Origin of the sequence: Brevibacillus sp. AG (assembly GCF_028369215.1) — a bacterium.
Classification (GTDB): Bacteria; Bacillota; Bacilli; order Brevibacillales; family Brevibacillaceae; genus Brevibacillus; species Brevibacillus porteri.
The window spans coordinates 430,825-449,142 of record NZ_JAQMYO010000005.1; the positions used below are offsets into that span (position 1 = coordinate 430,825).

Sequence of the window (18,318 nt, forward strand, 5' to 3'; positions counted from 1 at the left end):
TTACATCTCCCTTCTTTCTTTACGCGCCAAGTAAAGGAAGAACGGTACACCGATTAGCGCAATAAGTGCCCCTAACGGCGTCTCATACGGCGGATTTACCATTCTTGCGGCCAAATCGGCGAAAACGACGAGCAAGCTACCCAAAATGGCTGAACAAGGAATGATCCATCGGTAATCGACCCCAACCAAAAAGCGGGTCATATGCGGAATGATCAATCCAACAAAGCCTACTGCCCCAACAACGGCAACTGCTGATCCAGCCAAAATCAGAACGATGATCATGCCTGCCAGTTTCACTAACGCCGTGCGCTGCCCCAATCCTTTTGCTACCTCTTCTCCAAGACTGAGCATCGTAATGGAACGCGACAGCATCATGGCACCAATAAGGGCTGCGAGAATCCACGGAAACATGACTTCAAGCTGAAACCATTTGGTTCCCGCCACACCGCCTGCATACCAGAAGGCCAAATCTTGTCCAATTTTAAAGTAAAGGGCAATCCCTTCGCTTAACGCAGACAATAGTGCGGTCAATGCTGCACCCGCCAAAACGAGACGCACGGGAGTCAAGCCGCCTTTTGCCAAGGAACCAATCCCGTAAACCATACCTGCCCCAACACCAGCACCCAAAAAGCTGTAGAGAATCAGATACATGAACGGCAGACCTGGGAAAAAAGCGAAGCAGAGAGCCAAAACAAATCCGGCACCTGCGTTCAAACCAAGCAATCCGGAATCTGCCAGCGGGTTGCGTGTCATCCCTTGCATGATGGCACCTGCAACAGCGAGACTCGCCCCGACCATTGCACCGCCGAGAAGTCGCGGCAAACGAATCTCCTGAATAATTTGGTGTTGCGTAATATCAGGATTAAATTGAAAAATAGCTTCCCATACGACAGCAAAGTGGATGTCGGCTGCTCCAAATGACACAGACAAAAACATCCCTAGTATTAATGCGAAAACCCCGCCGGTCAAAATTAGCGTCGCTGCCCAAGGGCGAGAGCGAAACGCAACCGGCTTTCCGTTATTCCCCTCTTTCAGGGAATGTGCGTGTTGACTCATACGTGCCACCTTTTTTTCGTTGGTATGGAGCTGAGTTGTTTTCGATGATATTGATTCTTATTATCACAAAAGAATTTTAGGCGATGTATGAAAACAGTGTCAATGGATAAACGCGCGCTTGCCTTTGTACATTTAGGCTAACACCTTGAGGACATCATCGACCTTTTTTCCGTTGGCGATCACACCGTGGTTCATCCAGGTCATGAAATCCACTTGATACGCCCGCTTGTTTTGGACAGCAGGAAGCGCTTGCCACACGGGATGGTTGAGCTGTAGCTGTTCGGCACCTGTTTTTCCCTGATGCCATTTGTCAAAGGCGAAAAAAATATGATCAGCATCCAGCGTAGACAACTCTTCCCACGATACCCCTTCTCTCACCTGCTTGGCAAATTGTTTTTTTACCAGTGGAGCCGGCTCCATTTCCAAATCTTGAAACAACACCTGCGATGTGTAGTTTTTCTCCACAAGGATTTCATCGGCCGATATGCGCAAGAAGGCTACCTTCTGCCCTTTGAGACTGCGTCCCATTACATTTTTGGCAGCTCTTACTTTTTGTTCATACTGCTCGATTGACCGCTCTGCCAATTCACTTCGGCCCAACCGATCACCAAGGGTGCGCAATGTTTTTCGCCACTCAGGACCGAACTGCCGAATCACGCATGTGAAGGCAATCCGGGCACATTTGGCATACGCATTCTCCTTCCAGCCTGTACATTCCCGAAGCATAATGACATCTGGGGCACGACTGGACAAGAGCTGCACGTCATCTGTCAGCACATCGTAGGTCGGTACATCATGCAGGCCCAAATAGTCCTGCTGCCCCCAATATGTATGCGCCCATTGAACGACGGGGCGAATGCCAAGAGCCAGCAAATAATCCTCCATATAAAGAGAGATGACTCGTAAATCATCCCGATGAATGTTGCGATATTTTCCTGGCGTGAGCCCTACACTCTGCTTAAAACGACGATTGAAATAATACTCGCTGTTGAATCCGACATTTTGGGCGATCTCGTTGATCCGATCACCTGTCATGAGCAGTAGCTGCTTCGCCTGATTCATCCGCAGCTGATGGATGTAATCAAGCGGTAGTTGTCCTGTTATTTCTTTGAAAAGCTGTGTGTATCGCCAACGTGCCACATGCGCTTCCTCTGCCAACTGCTCTACGGTCAGCGGCTCCTGGTAATGCTCCTCTACATACGCAATCGAACGTTCAACAGCTCGCCTCGGGTCCAAACTTGTTTTACCTGGCACATTTTGCTGGGCCAAAACGCATAGCAATTCCTCAAACCGCACGTGATGGTAAAATCGTTGCAACGCCTCCGTGCCATCGCGATGCTTGTAAATCTCCGCAATCGATTCAACGACACGTGAAAAAGGCGTGCAGGTCAACTCCCCCGTACAGAAAAAAGCCTCGGAAGATTGTGCCTTCGTCGGAGCTCCCGTGTGGACGACACGAAAAGTCAGATAATAATAGTCGAGAACATGACTCGTGCAACTGATCCGAACGTTCTGACGCGGTGCTGCAATCCAACAACGCTCCCGAGTGAACCGATAAGTCGATGATTCGATTTCAATGAGCCCTTCTCCGTCTGTCGCTACAATCATCGTGTAGTCTTCCGGCTCTTGATAGTCCTGCCATCTTTCCACATTACCTTTTTGGATAGCCGTCATTGCAAAGAATGATGGTGGAGATAGCTTGGCCCCGGATGCTTCGTTATTCATCTCCCTCACCCTTCTCGTGAGAATGATTATCATTTATTATTATAATGAGTAAACATCCCGAGGACAAGCTCCACAAATGAAAAAGAAAGCGCATCAGCCGATATGACGCGCTTTCTCTATTGAACTCGATTACTTTACAAACGCTTTGACCAAGTCGTCTGCCTTCTTCATATTGGCCAGTATGGCACCGGATTGCCAATGTGTCCGCTCCATTGGGTAGACATGGCCTTTTTTCACAGCAGGAACAGATTTCCAGATTGGGCTCTCCAAAATCTTGAGCGCATCCTTGTTTTCTTCGGAAGTCCACGTGCCGTTCGACGAGAAAACAATGATATGGTCTGCATCGATAGCCGGGATGGCTTCTTCTGATAATACCACATGTGTTTCTTGATTTTTGGCAGCGGAATATGGCGTAAGACCCAACTCCTTATAAAGCATGCCTGTGTAAACATTGCCATCTCCGAAGAGGGCCAAATTCGGCTTATTTCCCACGTTCAAACGAATGACGGCTACTGTTTCATTGCCAATCGCCTTTTCTAGCTTTGCTTTGGTATCCGCAATTTTCTCATTGTACTTTTGGATCGCTTCGTCTGCTTTTTCTGGAACGCCTAGCACCTCGGCGATTTTCTTGAGTCTTCCAATCGTGTCGTTACGGAGTTCATCCGGCAGCTTGTACGTAGGAGCTACCTTGCTGAATTCCTCATATTTCTTGGGATCAGCGTAGCCATCCACAATGATAATATCCGGATTGGCTGCAAGCAACGCTTCCATACTTCCTGTAATATCAAAAAGAGGCACGTCCAGCCCGAGGTAATCCTGTTTGCCCCATGCCGGGTGATACCACTGGACAACCGGGGTCACACCCAATGCTGTCAAGAAGTCCTCCTGATAAATAGCAGCTACCCGCTGTGGCTTTACCGGAATCTCTACATCGCCATAGGCGTCTTTCACCACTTTGGTTTTCGCAGCGGTGTTCTCTGTCGGTGCTTTCTGCTCAGTGGATGTTGGCTCCGCTGCTTTTTCTGCACACGCAGTTAACACGAGCATCATGATCAATAATAATGCCATCCATGCCAATCCTGCATTCCGAACCGTTCTTACCATCTTTCTACCCTCTCTCACATCTGCTGATGATTATAAAATTGATTCTCATTCTCACTATTTGCATCCTGATCATATGTGTTTCCTCGCCATCTGACAATGCATTTTCTCCATTATTTTTTGTCCAAACTCCACAACTGTCCGTGTGAAATCCTTCTCTTTGTACAAAATCAATGATGGCTATCTGACGTTTGTCCATTGAGCTGCTAAGCTATATCTGATAATGATTATCATTGGATAACAAACAGATTCAAACGACTACTGGAGGAAAATAGAAATGAAACACATGCGCAACATGACCGGAACGTTAGGAATTTTCATTCTGGCTGGCAGCTTGCTCATTGGATGCAGTCCATCCGCTTCGCAAGCAACTACCGCTTCCACACTTGGACAAGAAGCAACAAGCGCAACGAGCAGCGAGGCAAGTCAGAAAAGCCAAACGCGTCCATATACTGATTATCTCGGGCATGTAGGCAACATCCCGGTCTCCCCTGCACGAATCATCTATTCCGGTGAGACATTTGGCGATATGCTCGCGTTGGGCGTGAAGCCGATTGGGGGATTCGGGTACACCAACCAAATCTTTGAAGACCAACTGCACGATGTCCAGAATGTCGGTTTTCCCATTAATCTCGAAAAGGTCCTTGAATTACAGCCTGACTTGATCATCCATGCAAATACCGAAGAAAAAGAATATGAACAGCTAACCAAAATCGCCCCTACCGTCATTTTTGATACATTCGCCCCGTTGGAAGAGCGGATGACCCAGCTCGGTGATATGATTGGGAAACCGGAAGCAGCCACCAAATGGCTTGCCGATTACAAGCTCAAATCGGAGGAGATGTGGAAGAAGCTGAAGGAGTCTGGCATCATGAAAGAAGGAGAAACCGTCTCTGTCTTTACCTATTATCCGGGTGATCGGCTGTTTGTCATGGCAAGAACAGGGCTTTCCCAAGTCCTCTACGATACAAACGGATTCAAGCCCACTGCGCCCATTCAGGAAATTCTCGATGCACAAAAAGGATTTGAACTCATCTCTGTGGAACGTTTGCCCGAAATAGCGGGAGATCGTATCTTTATTCTGAATACTGCGAGCGAGGAAGCTGAGAAATCAACGCAGGAGCTGCTAAAATCACGTATCTGGAAGGACCTTCCTGCTGTTAAAAACGGTTATGTCTACTTTATCGACATCGAAAAATCTAGCAGTGATGCGACAACAAGAGAGTGGCTCCTGCAAAGGATTCCTGAAATCCTGGCGAAGTAGTCCATCATGTCGCCTGAATGAAACATGAGAAGCTTTTCAACAATGATTGAAAAGCTTCTTTTTTTTGTATACGATTGACAAAGCGAGTGATAATTATTCTCACATAAAAAAGGAGGGCATAACCGATGCTTCACTCTATACCACCTCATCCCCCGCTCGGTTCCCTTCATTTTCAGTTGTATCAAGTAGAGCGGACGGCTTGTCCTTCACCCACTCCCTTCCATACCCTGCTCTTCTTCACAAAAGGTTACGGCAGCCTCCGTATTCACGATCAAACGATTTCACCTTTGGCAGGAAAGTGTTTTTTGCTTTCACCGTCTACTCCTTTTGCGATTGAATCCATGTACGACAGCGCGACTGAGTGCTACCAAATCTCGTTTACCGTCATCTCGTTCGATCCAGACAATAGACCTCTACCGTACCCATACGCATTGCTTGATGGCCGTATCGAGCTGTCCGCTCACCCCTCTGCCCGGCTCTTGCGCTTATGTGACGCTTTGCTCTTAGGCAAATCAACTTCTTCTGAAATGGACAGCTATTGGCAGCAATTGCGGTTCCAGAAGCTACTCGGATTTTTGCTGGAGCAAAATCTGTCTCCTGACCTTATCCCTAGCAAGAGCACAGAGGTCGAGAACAGCATTCGTTATATCCAACAAAATTATCAAGAGAACATGACGGTCAAGCAGTTGGCACAACTGGCCAATGTGCCGTCGTGGCAGTACACGCAGCTCTTTCGCCAGTTGACGGGTAAAAAGCCTTTGGAATATGTGACAGCGCTGCGTATTCATCATGCGAAAGAGCTCCTGAAAAGCTCGAACGATTCATTGCGGGACATTGCCTCGCAGGTCGGCTTCATGGATGAGTATTATTTCAATCGTCGCTTTCGAAAGACGACCGGTTACACGCCAAGGCAATATTCCAGGCTGACTCACCGCATGGAGCTCGTGCAGGACTGGACAGGCCATGAGGTAGAGATCCCCCTTCAGCCACAACGCATCCTTTATATTGGGGAGACGTTTAATGATTTGCTCGCACTCCATGTTGAAAATATCGTCGGAGGGAATTTTACCTGGATGGAACGAACCATCTATCGAGACAAGGTAAAACACATGCAGGATATCGACTTTCCCGTTGACTATGACCATTTGAAGTCATTGAAGCCAGATCTGATCATTTTCGCGAACGCAGAAGAAGACAAATACAAGCAGATGAACCAGGTTGCCCCAACGCTCACGTTTAATTCATTTGCTTCGCTGGAGGAACGGTTGCATACACTCGGAGATTGGCTGGGGAAAAAGAACGAGGCGCGGGAATGGCTCAGGAAATACCACACGAATGCTACCACCATGTGGAATCAGCTCCGCTCCGAGCTTGTGCCTGGTGAGACTGCATCCGTCTTTATCCATGAGCATGGCGGGCGTCTGTTCGTAATGGGCACTTCAGGACTTTCCTCCGCCCTTTACCATCCAAACGGTTTTTCTCCTGTGGATAAAATTCAAGAAGTACTGCAAGCTGGCTACGGCTTTATCGAAATTCGAGAGGAGGACATCCCCCTGTACGCAGGCGATCGGATCTTTATGCTGCTGTCCGAAGACACCGAATCGCGTCAGGCTACTTCTGAATTGATGCAAAGTGATAGGTGGAAGAGTCTGCCTGCCGTTCAGAACGGCTATGTCTATTTTGTAGAAGCGCAAAAATGGAATTGGGGCGCTGCTCTTACCAGAGAGAGATTGCTGCAAATGCTGCCACTTTTGCTGCGCCATTCTTCCTGAAGCAAACAGGCCAGCTTCCCTGTCGTGGGGAATCGCTGGCCTGCTTACTCTTACTACTACTCCTCTGCTACCATCCATGCTACGTTTCTTGCTTGGAGTCCTTTATTCCATTCTGCTGGTGCTGCCATATCGCTGATCACGATGTCGACCTCTCCTAAGTCTGCGATCTTGCACAATGTGCTGACACCGATCTTGGAATGGTCCGCTAGCACAATGCTTTCATTGGCATTTTCGATGAAACAACGGGCGAGTTCCGTTCGATCTGGCTCATAGCAGGTCAAGCCTTTATGGAGCAGGATGCCGTCAGCCGCGATAAACGCCTTGTCCACATAAAATTGTTTCATCATCTTCTCTGCATAGGTCCCGCTTACCCGATGATGCTTGGCGCTCACCTTTCCACCCAGGAAGTAGATATCTGCCGCAAGCATTCCATTGTTTTGGTACTCGATTAATCGATTCAGCGCCGTGATCGAGCTAGTGAGGATCGTCAATTCTTTTTTCGTCACGAGAAAGCTGATCATTTGCAAAGGCGTTGTCCCTTCATCGATGACAATGGTATCGCTATCTTGCACCAAGTCCGCTGCCAGCCGCCCAATCCGTTTCTTTTCTTCCGCTCGCAAGACTTCACGGGCAAAATGAGAGGGCTCGGAGCGCTCCACTGTCAGCTTTACTGCCCCGCCATAGACGCGCTTCAGCTTTTTCTCCGCCTCCAGCTCTTCCAAATACCTGCGGATAGACTCAGACGATACTTGCAGCTTTTCGACCAGCTCATTGGTCCGCACCTTGCCATTGGAATTGATCAACTGCAAAATGATTTGCTTACGCTCTTCCCCGAACAACGACACGCCGAATGTCCCCCTATCTCGTGCTTTACGTCAGTTCGATCTTTTCTCCATGGATGAAAATCTGACGTTTTGCCAGCTCGTGAAAAATCACAGCCGGATCAAATGCTTCTTCTGGTGTAATGACGCCAATAGCTTTTACATTTCCTTTCGCGATCTGCTCAGTCGCAATCGCCAGCGGGATTCCTACGTTGCGGGTATAGGCGCGCAGCCCTGCCCAGTCAGCTACAGAGCCGTCTGATGCCGGATGTGTATGGTACAGGGTGTGCCCTACTTTGCGGCCGTCCTTGGTACCTGTTACCTCGACATGAAGCGAATACCCGTATAATTCCGTCTCTTTTCCCTCCCTAGAATTGTAGAGGTATTGGGAGATACAATCAAGGATTCCCACCTTTGTTTCCCCTACCGTGATGGGATCGTTCCGTAAAAAGCCATAATCATAGAGGGATTTGACCAGCTCCATGTTTTGCTTCGGCCATGTTCCCCGCACCTCGATTAGCTTTACTCCTTTTGGAGACAAAGCCTGTGCTAGCGTCTTCGTTTCTGCATGAGGAATGATGTACTGAATGGTTTTTCCATATGGCTCAGGAAGCTTTATCTCGCGTGGGCGAGCAAATGGCGGTACTTGAATGAATGCGCCATTCTCATAGACGACGCGCCCTGGCAAATCTGGATCATACTCATAGGTCGTCGTCTCTGTGATCGATTTGGAAAAGGCAATCGGGCGAAAGGAACCGTGGCTGACACGCACTTCGTCGACTTCATCGAGCTGGTTCGCTGCATGCATCGCCATCATTTGGGTCAGTCCAGGCGTCATGCCAAAGCCTGGCAGGCAGGTCTTCCCATGGTCGCGGAAGATCGCATCCGAGGCGTTTTCTTCCCCAAAACCGTTCAAATTGATGCCATGGCAGCCAGCCTCCGCAATCGCAGCAGTAGACAGGCCGTTCAGTGTGATCGTGGTTCCGTCCATGACGATGTCGTAACCGCGCATTTTTTGGACCGTATCCGCATGATCGCGTACATTTACCGGAACAAAATCTACGCGAGGATCGTTCAGCCACTCGACTACCTTGCGACCTTCTTCTTCATTAAAATCACCGATCGTGATCTGCTCAAAATCCGAATGCAACACGAGATCGAGCACAGCTTCCCGACAAATATTTCCCGCTCCACCCAAGCAAAACACTTTCATCACGATAGCCTCCTTTTCTTTATTCCAGCCAGAAACGATTGTTTTCCATCGCAACGATTAATCTCTCAATATCTTCGGGGTAAACTTCTCCGATATTGCCAATCCGAAACGTGTCCGCTTGCGAGATTTTGCCCGGATAAATGACGAAACCTGCCTGCTTCAAACGCTCATACAGCTCCGCGAAGGTGAACGCCTCGCTTTCGGGATAATAAAAGGAAGTAATGAAAGGCGATTGCGATTCTTTTGGCAACAGGATGCGAAAACCGATACGCTCCATGCCTTCTGCGAGTAACTGCTGATTTCGCTGGTAACGCTCGTACCGTTTTTCAACTCCCCCCTCTGCCTCAAGCTCTATCAGTGCTTGATAAAAGGCTCGCACGACATGAGTAGGAGAAGTATAGCGCCACTTTCCGTTTTGCTCCTCCATCGTCTTCCACTGGCTGTACAAATCGAGGGACAGCGTACGGGCAATCCCTTTGCATCGGATGAGCGCTGACGTTTTGGCAACGACAAAGCCGAAACCAGGCACGCCTTGAATGCATTTGTTTGCGCTTGAGATCAGGAAGTCGATCGAGAGCTGTGCTGCGTCCAACGGAATGCCACCGAAGCTACTCATCGCATCTACGATATAGACTTTTCCGTACTTCTTGGCGACTTCACCAATTTCTTTGATGGGATTAAGCATGCCGGTAGTCGTTTCCGAATGCACCACAGCCACATGCGTAATCGTTGCATCTGCCGCGAGTTTTTGCTCCAAAGCTTCTGCATCGGCCTTTGTCACTTCACCAAAGTCAATTACCTCTGTTGCGATTCCATGGACTTGTGCCATTTCCACGATCCGATCCCCGTATGCGCCATTCGTCAGGACGAGCAGCTTGCCGTCTGCGGGAATCGCACTGCTCACCACCGCTTCCACACAAAAGGTCCCGCTGCCTTGCATCAAGACGCTCGTATAATCCTCTACCTGGGAGGTTGCCAATCGGACGAGCTTTTGGCGGATTGCCTGTACGAGTTCATTGTAATCACGGTCCCACGTGCACCAATCCCGCAGCATTGCCTCGCGTACGGTTGATGAAGTGGTCAATGGTCCGGGGGTGAGCAACAAGTACGAATTGTCGGTTAGTCGTGTCTGATTCATGGTCTCTCTCCTTCTGCATGAAGCATCTCGATGTTTTTTAGCACCTCATCCAAGCATCCGATCTCCGCGACCACGTAGTGCGCACCCGCTGCCATCAGTCGTTCTGTTGCGATAGCCAGTCTTTTATCCAGCTCTTCCTGTGGCATGTTTGTCACTTCCTCCAAGGACAGGCCGAGTTCGCTTCCACCCTTCAGGACGCCAACGGTCCACATCCCGGCGTTTCTTCCTTCTTTCATATCGCTCGTCGTATCACCGACCTTGACGATCTCGTTCATTGGAAATACGTCCAGTAGAATCGCATTTTGATAGCACATCCATGGAAATGGACGTCCAGCAGGCACTTCACTTGGGGTGACAAGTGCGTCTGGTTCGTAGCCCTGTTGCTTAGCCGATGCTGCTACAACATTCATCATGTCCCTCGTGTAGCCTGTGGTCGAGCCAATTTTGATTCCTTGCTCGCGAAGTCGTCCTACCAATTCAATTGCTCCCGGAACAGGAGTGGCGTACTCGTGCAGCGTCTCCATCAGCATCGGTTCGAAGTCAGCGTACAATTCGTCCACATCCGCTTCATTTGGAAGTCGACCGTAACGCTCTTGCCATAGCGCTGCTACCCGCTCCATTTTGCAAAGTGCCTGGATATGATCGCGCTTGAGCATCCCCATCGGTTCGCGTGCTTCTGCTGCTGTCAGCTCAATCCCCCGTTTTTTGAACACCTGTAAAAAGACAGCTAACGGAGCGAAACATCCGTAATCTACCATCGTTCCTGCCCAATCAAATACTACTGCTTTCATGCTTTATGCCACCTGACCTTTCTCTTGGTAGGACCCTGTTGTCCGCTTGCGAAGTTTGGATGCGATCCATTCTGCACCAGCACGTGCGATGATGTTGAGGAAGACGATCAATACCGACATCGCTGCTGCCGGAGCCACATCCCCGGCGTCATCCATGTTGACGATGGAAACAGATGCCAACTTGAAATCCGCTGCGTACAGAAAAACAACCGCCGAGATCGTCACCATCGAGTTGATGAAAAAGTACACCGCCATCTCGACAATCGCCGGCATACAGACGGGAATCGTGACACGCCACATTAGCTTTGTCTGCGAGATCCCCATGGACTCTGCCGCTTGCTCGAACTCGGGATCGAGCTTTTTCAACGCGCTCGTTGCTGTAATGAAGCCGACTGCGAAAAAATGAATAACGTTCGCCAAAATCAAAATCCAGATCGTTCCGTACATACCGTGAAATGGATTCGACGGATTGTTGAAGAAGAAAATGTACGCTAGTCCAATGACCATCCCCGGCAATGCCAGCGGGAGAATCGACAGGAAGTATCCAGCTTGGCGAAGCCCCTTCCACACTTGGGATTTTTCAATCGTGTAGGCGGTAATAAACGTGACCCCCGTCCCGATCACTGCCGTCAGCAAGGCGACAAGAATGCTGTTCCACAGTGGCTCGATCCCTTCTCCAGCAACGTTGGAAAAGTCGTAATGATCCAAGCCGAAAGTCAGATTATACGGCCATACTTTGATGAAAGAAGCCAGCACCACCGCAGTCATGAGGAGCAGCAAAAATCCGCTGACGCTCACACAAAGAATGGAATAAAACAAGTCACGCAAACGATTCTCCTTGATTCGATACGGTTTGGACTTGGCTGTTACAGCCGCGTGTTGCTTCCGCTCAACAATCCGGTCCACGACAAACGCCACGAGAGCGGGAATAATCAAAAGCAGCCCAACCGTTGCTCCCATCGTCATATTTTGCTGACCGATGACCTGCTTGTAGACGTCTGTCGCCAGTACGGAAAACTGTCCGCCGACAACCTTTGGTGCTCCGAAGTCAGTAAACGAGAGAGTAAAACAGACAAAGCAGGCACTGACGATACCGTATTTCACGCTAGGAATCGTCACTACAAAAAACTTGCGCCAATGGTTCGCTCCGAGCGTATCCGCCGCTTCGTACAGCTGATAGTCGGCAAAAGCAAGAGAAACAGCGAGAATCAAATACGCTTGCGGGAAAACATAGACGATCTCCGCCAAAATAATCCCCACTGGGCCGTACAGATCGATGTCCCATTGAAACGGGAGCAACCCGAAGATTCCCGTCGTCACCAGCCCTTGATTCCCAAAGAGGTAGGTCAGGGCGATTCCGTGCATCATCGTGGGTGCAAACAGCGGCAGCAGCGCGATCGCCCGAAAGACTCGTTTTCCGCGAATCCCGCTACGCGTCAAGGCATACGCGAACAGAAAAGCGAGTGTGACTGCGATCAGCGTCGTCATCGCAGAAATATACAAGGTGTTATTCAGCGACCCTGCCAGTGCTGGGGTCGAAAAGTACGTAACGAAATTGTCCAGTCCGATGAACTGACCGTTCTTGTTATAGAATGCTTTGGAAAACAGCTGGCCAAGTGGCAACAGAACACTCGCTAACAATCCAAGAACGACGAGAGCGATGAGCCACTTTTGCATGGCTTTTCCATCGAAAATCGATGTCATTTCCTTCATGCTGCTCACCCCTGTTCCTCTATGGCTTGCGCATGCTCAAAGGTCAGCAAATTCTCCAGCGGAAACTCCAGCCACACCTTTTTGTCTCGGGCAATTCCAAGTCTTTGTGCCTCGGCCGCTATCAAATCGATTGTCAGATGCTCTTTTTTTATCTGACCTTCCTCTTGCCACTCCAGAAAGATTCGGTAAAAAGCACCGCGAAATTCTATCTCGGAAATAGTCGCAGGTATGGCACATTCGGACTCGTTCTGCAAAAGCCGCACATGCTCCGGTCTGATCGCAAGTAAGCGATTCGGATCAGATTGCGCATTCTCAAAGCGACTGTACTCAAAAAAGTTGATCGCTCCGATAAAATCAGCAACAAACGGAGTGGCTGGTTTGTTATAGATCTCCTCGGGTGTACCTACCTGAACGACCTCGCCGTGATCCATGACGACGATCTTGTCAGCCATGGTCAATGCCTCATCCTGGTCATGCGTGACCATCACTGTTGTCATGCCGTACTGCTCATGCAAGCGCCGAATCTCCCGGCGCAGCTTTTGTCTTACCTTTGCATCTAATGCGGATAATGGTTCATCTAAAAGCAGGACATCCGGCGATAGTGCAATCGCTCGCGCCAAGGCAATTCGCTGCTGTTGACCGCCTGAGAGCTGGCTGGGATATTTGGCGGCGGCATGAGACAAATCTACCATGTCTAGCGCCTCTTCTACTTTGGCTGCGATCTCTTTTTTTCCCAGCTTCTTTTCTTGCAGGCCAAAGGCAATGTTTTCGGCAGCCGTCAAATTGGGAAACAAGGCGTACGACTGGAACATCATCGCAATGTTTCGTTTCGCTGGTGGCAGGGAAGTAATCTCCCTGCCTCCCAGGATCATCTTGCCTGTCGTCGGCTGCTCCAATCCAGCCAGCATTCTCAGTAATGTCGTTTTACCGCAGCCACTGGGACCGAGCAGACAAACAAATTCATTCTTGTCAATTTCGATGGAAATGTGCTCCAATGCGGCAAACAAACCAAAGCGTTTACTGACCCCTTGAATGGATAGATAGGATTGTGTCATGCTGTTCTCCTCGCTGCTTACTTAGGTTCACTCTTGGTCGCGTATCGTTTTTCCCACTCACCCAAGATGTTGTCACGATTTTGTGCGGCTTGATTCAGGTCGAGCTTGATTAATTGCTTGATTGGATCTACTGCGTAACCTTCCGGGAGTGTCGCGCCTTCTTGCTTGACACTGACGATGGCGAAGTTCTGGTTATAGGCTTTCATGACTTCATCAGAGATGGCCCAGTCCAAGAACAGCTTGGCTTCTGGCTTGATCTCACTCTTTTTCATCAAGGCATTCGCCTCTACATCCCAACCCGAGCCTTCTGTTGGAAAGACGACTTCAACGGGTGCACCTTTTTTCTTCTCGGTAATCGAACGGTAGCCAAAGGAAATGCCAATTGGATATTCACCCGATGCGGCCATTTTCGCTGGCTTCGAGCCTGAATGTGTGTAGATCGCCATATTTGCATGCAGCTTGTCAAGGTACGCCCAGCCTTCTTGCTCGCCTTTCAGTTGCATGATTCCGTTAATCGTGAGTAGCCCAGTTCCAGAAGACGCTGGATTCGGCATCACGATCAATCCTTTGTACTCCGGCTTGATCAGGTCTTCATATGAGCGTGGGATAGGCAAATTGCGTTTTTCTAGCTCTTTGGTATTGACCGCGATCGCTGTCTCCCACGCATCGATTCCTACCCAGCTTGCAGGTTCCTTGGAATCCTTAAACTCCGGGGATACTTTCTCGATTCCTTTTGGCGAATACCCCTCGAGCATGCCTTGCTGTTCGAGTACGAGTAGGCTTGTCGCTGCTGTTCCCCATACGACGTCTGCTTGTGGGTTGTCTTTTTCCGCCAGCAGCTTTGCTGTGATGATCCCTGTAGAATCACGGACGATATTGACCTTTACATCTGGATATTTTGCTTTGAAGGATTCCAAATACGTTTTGATCTGGTCATCCTCCAGCGCCGTATAAACAGTAATCTCTCCTGAGGCGGTTGTACTTTCCGTTTTGGAAGCTTGTGTGTTTGGTTGCGACCCTGTTGATTGTCCACATCCTGCTAAAAACGCGATTGATAGAACGGAAGCAAGTAAAGGATAATGCCATTTTTTCATGAGAACCTCTCCTCTTTGCGGATTGTTCATTGCTTGATTCCTACGAAACCAATCTTACGGGGAAAATATTAAGCGGATGTGAACGAAACGTTAATAGATTGTTTTCATGTGTATTTAGTTGTGTTTAGTTGGATTTGCAAATGGCGGATATATCAGGTTCTAAATGGCAGGAGGTTAGAGCTGAGGAACTTGATATGGATAATGTCAGCTTGGCAAAGACCAAAATCAACAACGTAAATATGAGTCAAATGACTTTGAATGATGTGAATATGAGTGGAATCAAAATCTCGAACGCAAACTTGTCAGGCTTAGACATTCAGCATGCTAATCTTAGCCACGCTGTTATTGATCAGGCACATTTGTTTGGAACAGAATTTCATAACGTGGTTCTTCCGAATGAGGGAGATGGGAATTATAATCCCGATGGGCAGTATAAACCGGTAAGCTTTCACAGCTGTAACCTTACTCGTGGGCAATTCAAAAATTGTGATTTATCCAATGTGGAGATAACGGATTGCGACATTACTGGGTTGAAAATAAACGGAATCTTGATTTCGGATTTAATCAAGGACAAATAAAGGACATTCACGTTTCGTTTGCACAAAAAAAGACTCAGTCATCCATTCAAGTAGAAAATGGGATGCGCTAAGTCTTTTGTTTTTTGCCTATCTTCTACTGCAAAGCAGCCTCCACAGCCGCCTCTGCATGAATCGCAGTCGTATCAAATACCGGGACCGTGCAATCTTCGGCTGTGATCAACAGACCGATTTCCGTGCAACCGAGGATGACTGCCTCAGCACCTTCCTTGACCAATCGCTCAATGATCGCCTGATATGTACGCTTGGATTCCTCGCGAATGGTTCCGACGCACAGCTCGTGATAGATGATGTCATGGACGAGTTTTCGCTCTTCTTCATCCGGCAGCAGTACCTCTAATCCGTGTACATCACGCAGCCGCCCTGTGTAGAACTCCTGCTCCATCGTAAATCGCGTCGCGAGCAGTGCCACTCGTTTATGCCCGTGGTTCGTGATCGCTTGGGCTGTCGCATCCGCGATATGAAGAAACGGCAAATCGGTCGCTTCCTCGATGGCATACGCCAGTTTGTGCATCGTATTTGTACAGAGAACGATCAGGTCGGCGCCTGCCGCTTCCAGACTTTTCGCCGCACTCGCCATCCGCTCTCCTGCTTCTTCCCATCTTCCTTCACGTTGCATTTCTTCGATCTCGGCAAAATCAACGGAATACATAATGCTTTTCGCCGAATGCAGACCGCCCAGCCTCTCCTTGACGGTTTCATTGATAAAACGGTAGTAGACCAAGGAGGACTCCCAGCTCATGCCGCCAATTAATCCGATTGTTTTCATTGTTCTCTACTCTCCTTTGTCGCTATCGTTGCCATTTGCGTTTTCCCATCCCGCCTGACGACAACGGGTCTGTAGCCGTTCGTGAAAACTCTTGCAGTATCGCTGCAAAAGCTCATGATAGATTTGACTCCCCAAGTAGCCGCTTCCCCCGAGCAACTATACTCGGTGTTTCTCCATGGCTGTCTCCCTCCATTTCCGTTATGATCCAATATACCACTATCTCCCATCTAGAGCGACGCATAAATAGTCCAATCACCTTATTGAAAAAGAGAACCAACAGGGATTCACTTGAAACAATCAAAACGATATTACAAATACAAATTAAAAAAACCCATCATTCCATTAAGAATTACGGGTCACGAACGAAATCAAATGGCCTAACTAATTTTGTATGGCTTAACCAGCCGTGGGTTATAGGAAACACATCTGCAATTCCGTATCTATTATCAGTTTGTACAATATTGCAAATCATATACCTTACTTTCAATTTTGCGGTTGTAAGAGTTTTAGTAGGTAGCTATCACAAAATCATATGTACCAACCCAATGAATCGGATCATTGATAGGCAGCCCCTACCATGAACCATTCGAGAGCTTCTGAAAATTCACGAGGAAGCTCTGACACCTGGAGGAAGGTACACATCTCGCTTACGATCCGTTCTCTGTTTTGCCCGTATTGCTCTGTGAGCAGAGCTAGCTGCTCCCAATCACTGAGCTCCTTTTGAAAGGCAGCTCGATCCAATGGCCGGCCGTGCGATTCCACGAAAAGAATTGCTTCAGACTGGTACGCTTGCTTCAACACGCGCAGAAAACGGGAGGCTGTATAACTGCGCGGTCCGTCATAGACAGAGGGACCCAAGGCATCTCCCAAGAACAGCGTTTGATCCTCTTTTACGTACACATAGCACGAATCTTCCGAATGATCTCCTCCGACACGGTTCACCTGACATGTCACGCCACCAAGGTCGATCGTGATCGATTCATCGAATAGGATATCCGGCTCGACTATTCGGATCAAGTCCCGGTTCATTCCGTACTCTTTTTTGATGTTCGCCATCGTACTGGCATTGATGATCTTCTCCTTACAGAGCTGTTCCATGACTTCATCCGACCATTCCAGCCCCATCAGTTTGCTCAATGAATGCGCTGTTTTTGCCTGCGCGATGGTAGGTAGATCCCATGCTGACATTCCGAATGTATGATCCCAGTGCCAATGAGTCAGTATGAGCAGATCTGGAAGACGAACGCCTAGCCTTTGCAACTCCTGACGAAACAAAGCGGCATGCGCCGGTGAATTTCCAGCATCAATCAAGAGGGTTTTTCTTGCCCCCGTAATGGCTGCTAGGATGGGGCGATCCGTGTCATGACTTGCATGCATAATCAAGATATGCTCGGTAATCTGTTCGATCGTGGACATTTCCTTCTCCCCTTCCAAATACGCCAATGTAATTTTCTCTCTACAAAATGACACAGCAATATTTCCCATGGTATCACACAACACTTCCCCCTCGCACAAACAAAAAAACGCCCGTGTTACCAGGCGTTTTTGTAGATACATGGGATGAAACCTTTTTAATATCGGTTGATTGAGTTTATACAAAAACTTTGACAGACCCGAGGACCTGGTTTTATCCAACAAGGTCCTCTACTCTATTCAACTAAGTTTACATGAAATCGGTTCTTTAATTCTGACCATGTGGCGTTAAGAAATTCAACCTTGTTCGTAAACCCAATATAATGCTCAAAATTTTCTTCGTCAAAAGTTGCATAATATTCTTGTTGGAATATCACATTCGAGTATTTATTAAAACCGTCACCCTCCTTCACTACAACACATCGAAATAAACTGTCGATATCTATCGCTTTAATAATCTCGTCCTTTGTCTTTACTGAGAACCAAATAATATTGGGCGGTGTATTATTTGGTTGGTCCCAGTGAGGAATTGTCTCTTCCCACGGCAATACCCATTCGGAATTAGTAAATAGACGTCTCTCATTGATGAATTCTTGAATCTCCGCCTCGAGTAAATGAATATTTCTCTCATAGAAAGAAAATAACAGGAAGGAATCGTTTTCTATTAGAAAACTAAGAATTTGAGCAACTTCCTCAGTTGACACATTATGTTTTAACATTCCAATTGATTTTATTAAGTTAAGTTCCATGCTAAACTCCTACTGTCCAAGAATAAAAACCAGCTTTTCATAGCTGGT

The 18,318-nt window shown here is 48.2% G+C and carries 16 protein-coding genes; 3 read left to right on the forward strand and 13 right to left on the reverse strand.

All coding sequences use genetic code 11. The features are described from left to right. From POF51_RS15865 to POF51_RS15875, 3 genes are all read right to left on the reverse strand, one after another. Positions 1–1,056 (reverse strand): FecCD family ABC transporter permease, encoded by a 1,056-nt coding sequence (locus tag POF51_RS15865; protein ID WP_069848110.1) that lies wholly within the window; start codon positions 1,054–1,056, stop codon positions 1–3. A 132-nt stretch (positions 1,057–1,188) separates the two neighbouring features. Continuing rightward, positions 1,189–2,781 (reverse strand): AraC family transcriptional regulator, encoded by a 1,593-nt coding sequence (locus tag POF51_RS15870; RefSeq protein ID WP_069848113.1) that lies wholly within the window; start codon positions 2,779–2,781, stop codon positions 1,189–1,191. A 129-nt stretch (positions 2,782–2,910) separates the two neighbouring features. Further along, on the reverse strand, positions 2,911–3,885 hold the full coding sequence (locus tag POF51_RS15875) for an ABC transporter substrate-binding protein (protein WP_069848115.1): 975 nt from the start codon (positions 3,883–3,885) through the stop codon (positions 2,911–2,913). Between the two features lie 274 nt (positions 3,886–4,159). On the opposite strand from POF51_RS15875, the gene POF51_RS15880 reads away from it, so the two are divergent. Both POF51_RS15880 and POF51_RS15885 read left to right on the forward strand, forming a co-directional pair. Then, positions 4,160–5,146: an ABC transporter substrate-binding protein gene (locus tag POF51_RS15880; RefSeq protein ID WP_069848117.1), complete on the forward strand. Its 987-nt coding sequence runs from the start codon at positions 4,160–4,162 to the stop codon at positions 5,144–5,146. Positions 5,147–5,271: 125 nt separating this feature from the next. After that, the gene (locus tag POF51_RS15885) at positions 5,272–6,918 is read left to right on the forward strand and encodes an AraC family transcriptional regulator (protein ID WP_069848119.1); all 1,647 of its coding nucleotides are present in this window, start codon (positions 5,272–5,274) and stop codon (positions 6,916–6,918) included. Positions 6,919–6,974: 56 nt separating this feature from the next. On the opposite strand, the gene POF51_RS15890 is transcribed toward POF51_RS15885, so the two are convergent. The 7 genes from POF51_RS15890 to POF51_RS15920 are packed head-to-tail and all read right to left on the reverse strand — an operon-like array spanning position 6,975 to position 14,743. After that, positions 6,975–7,763 carry a DeoR/GlpR family DNA-binding transcription regulator gene (locus POF51_RS15890; RefSeq protein WP_069848121.1) on the reverse strand — a complete coding sequence of 263 codons (789 nt, stop codon included), beginning with the start codon at positions 7,761–7,763 and terminating at the stop codon, positions 6,975–6,977. A 25-nt stretch (positions 7,764–7,788) separates the two neighbouring features. Continuing rightward, positions 7,789–8,952, reverse strand: coding sequence for a saccharopine dehydrogenase family protein (locus POF51_RS15895; protein ID WP_069848123.1), 1,164 nt, complete (start codon positions 8,950–8,952; stop codon positions 7,789–7,791). 19 nt (positions 8,953–8,971) lie between these two features. Continuing rightward, positions 8,972–10,090: a 2-aminoethylphosphonate--pyruvate transaminase gene (gene phnW, locus POF51_RS15900; RefSeq protein ID WP_069848125.1), complete on the reverse strand. Its 1,119-nt coding sequence runs from the start codon at positions 10,088–10,090 to the stop codon at positions 8,972–8,974. Next, on the reverse strand, positions 10,087–10,881 hold the full coding sequence (phnX, locus tag POF51_RS15905; protein ID WP_069848127.1) for a phosphonoacetaldehyde hydrolase: 795 nt from the start codon (positions 10,879–10,881) through the stop codon (positions 10,087–10,089). Before phnX ends, phnW begins: the two co-directional genes overlap by 4 nt. A 3-nt stretch (positions 10,882–10,884) precedes the next feature. Beyond that, entirely contained in the window at positions 10,885–12,594 is a 1,710-nt protein-coding gene (locus POF51_RS15910) for a putative 2-aminoethylphosphonate ABC transporter permease subunit (protein ID WP_069848129.1), read from the reverse strand. A gap of 5 nt (positions 12,595–12,599) precedes the next feature. After that, entirely contained in the window at positions 12,600–13,649 is a 1,050-nt protein-coding gene (locus POF51_RS15915; RefSeq protein ID WP_069848131.1) for a putative 2-aminoethylphosphonate ABC transporter ATP-binding protein, read from the reverse strand. 17 nt (positions 13,650–13,666) lie between these two features. Next, the gene (locus POF51_RS15920) at positions 13,667–14,743 is read right to left on the reverse strand and encodes a putative 2-aminoethylphosphonate ABC transporter substrate-binding protein (protein WP_017252107.1); all 1,077 of its coding nucleotides are present in this window, start codon (positions 14,741–14,743) and stop codon (positions 13,667–13,669) included. Between the two features lie 128 nt (positions 14,744–14,871). Between POF51_RS15920 and POF51_RS15925 the strand changes: the two genes are divergently transcribed. Next, positions 14,872–15,321, forward strand: a complete 450-nt coding sequence (locus POF51_RS15925; RefSeq protein WP_244521754.1) for a pentapeptide repeat-containing protein — start codon at positions 14,872–14,874, stop codon at positions 15,319–15,321. A gap of 94 nt (positions 15,322–15,415) precedes the next feature. Here POF51_RS15925 and POF51_RS15930 read toward each other — a convergent pair whose 3' ends face one another. From POF51_RS15930 to POF51_RS15940, 3 genes are all read right to left on the reverse strand, one after another. Next, a complete protein-coding gene (locus POF51_RS15930; RefSeq protein WP_069848135.1) occupies positions 15,416–16,108 on the reverse strand; it encodes an aspartate/glutamate racemase family protein in 693 nt (230 codons plus the stop codon). A 555-nt stretch (positions 16,109–16,663) separates the two neighbouring features. Beyond that, a complete protein-coding gene (locus POF51_RS15935) occupies positions 16,664–17,524 on the reverse strand; it encodes an MBL fold metallo-hydrolase (RefSeq protein ID WP_069848314.1) in 861 nt (286 codons plus the stop codon). Positions 17,525–17,757: 233 nt separating this feature from the next. Next, a complete protein-coding gene (locus POF51_RS15940; protein ID WP_069848139.1) occupies positions 17,758–18,270 on the reverse strand; it encodes a hypothetical protein in 513 nt (170 codons plus the stop codon). Positions 18,271–18,318 lie beyond the last annotated feature (48 nt).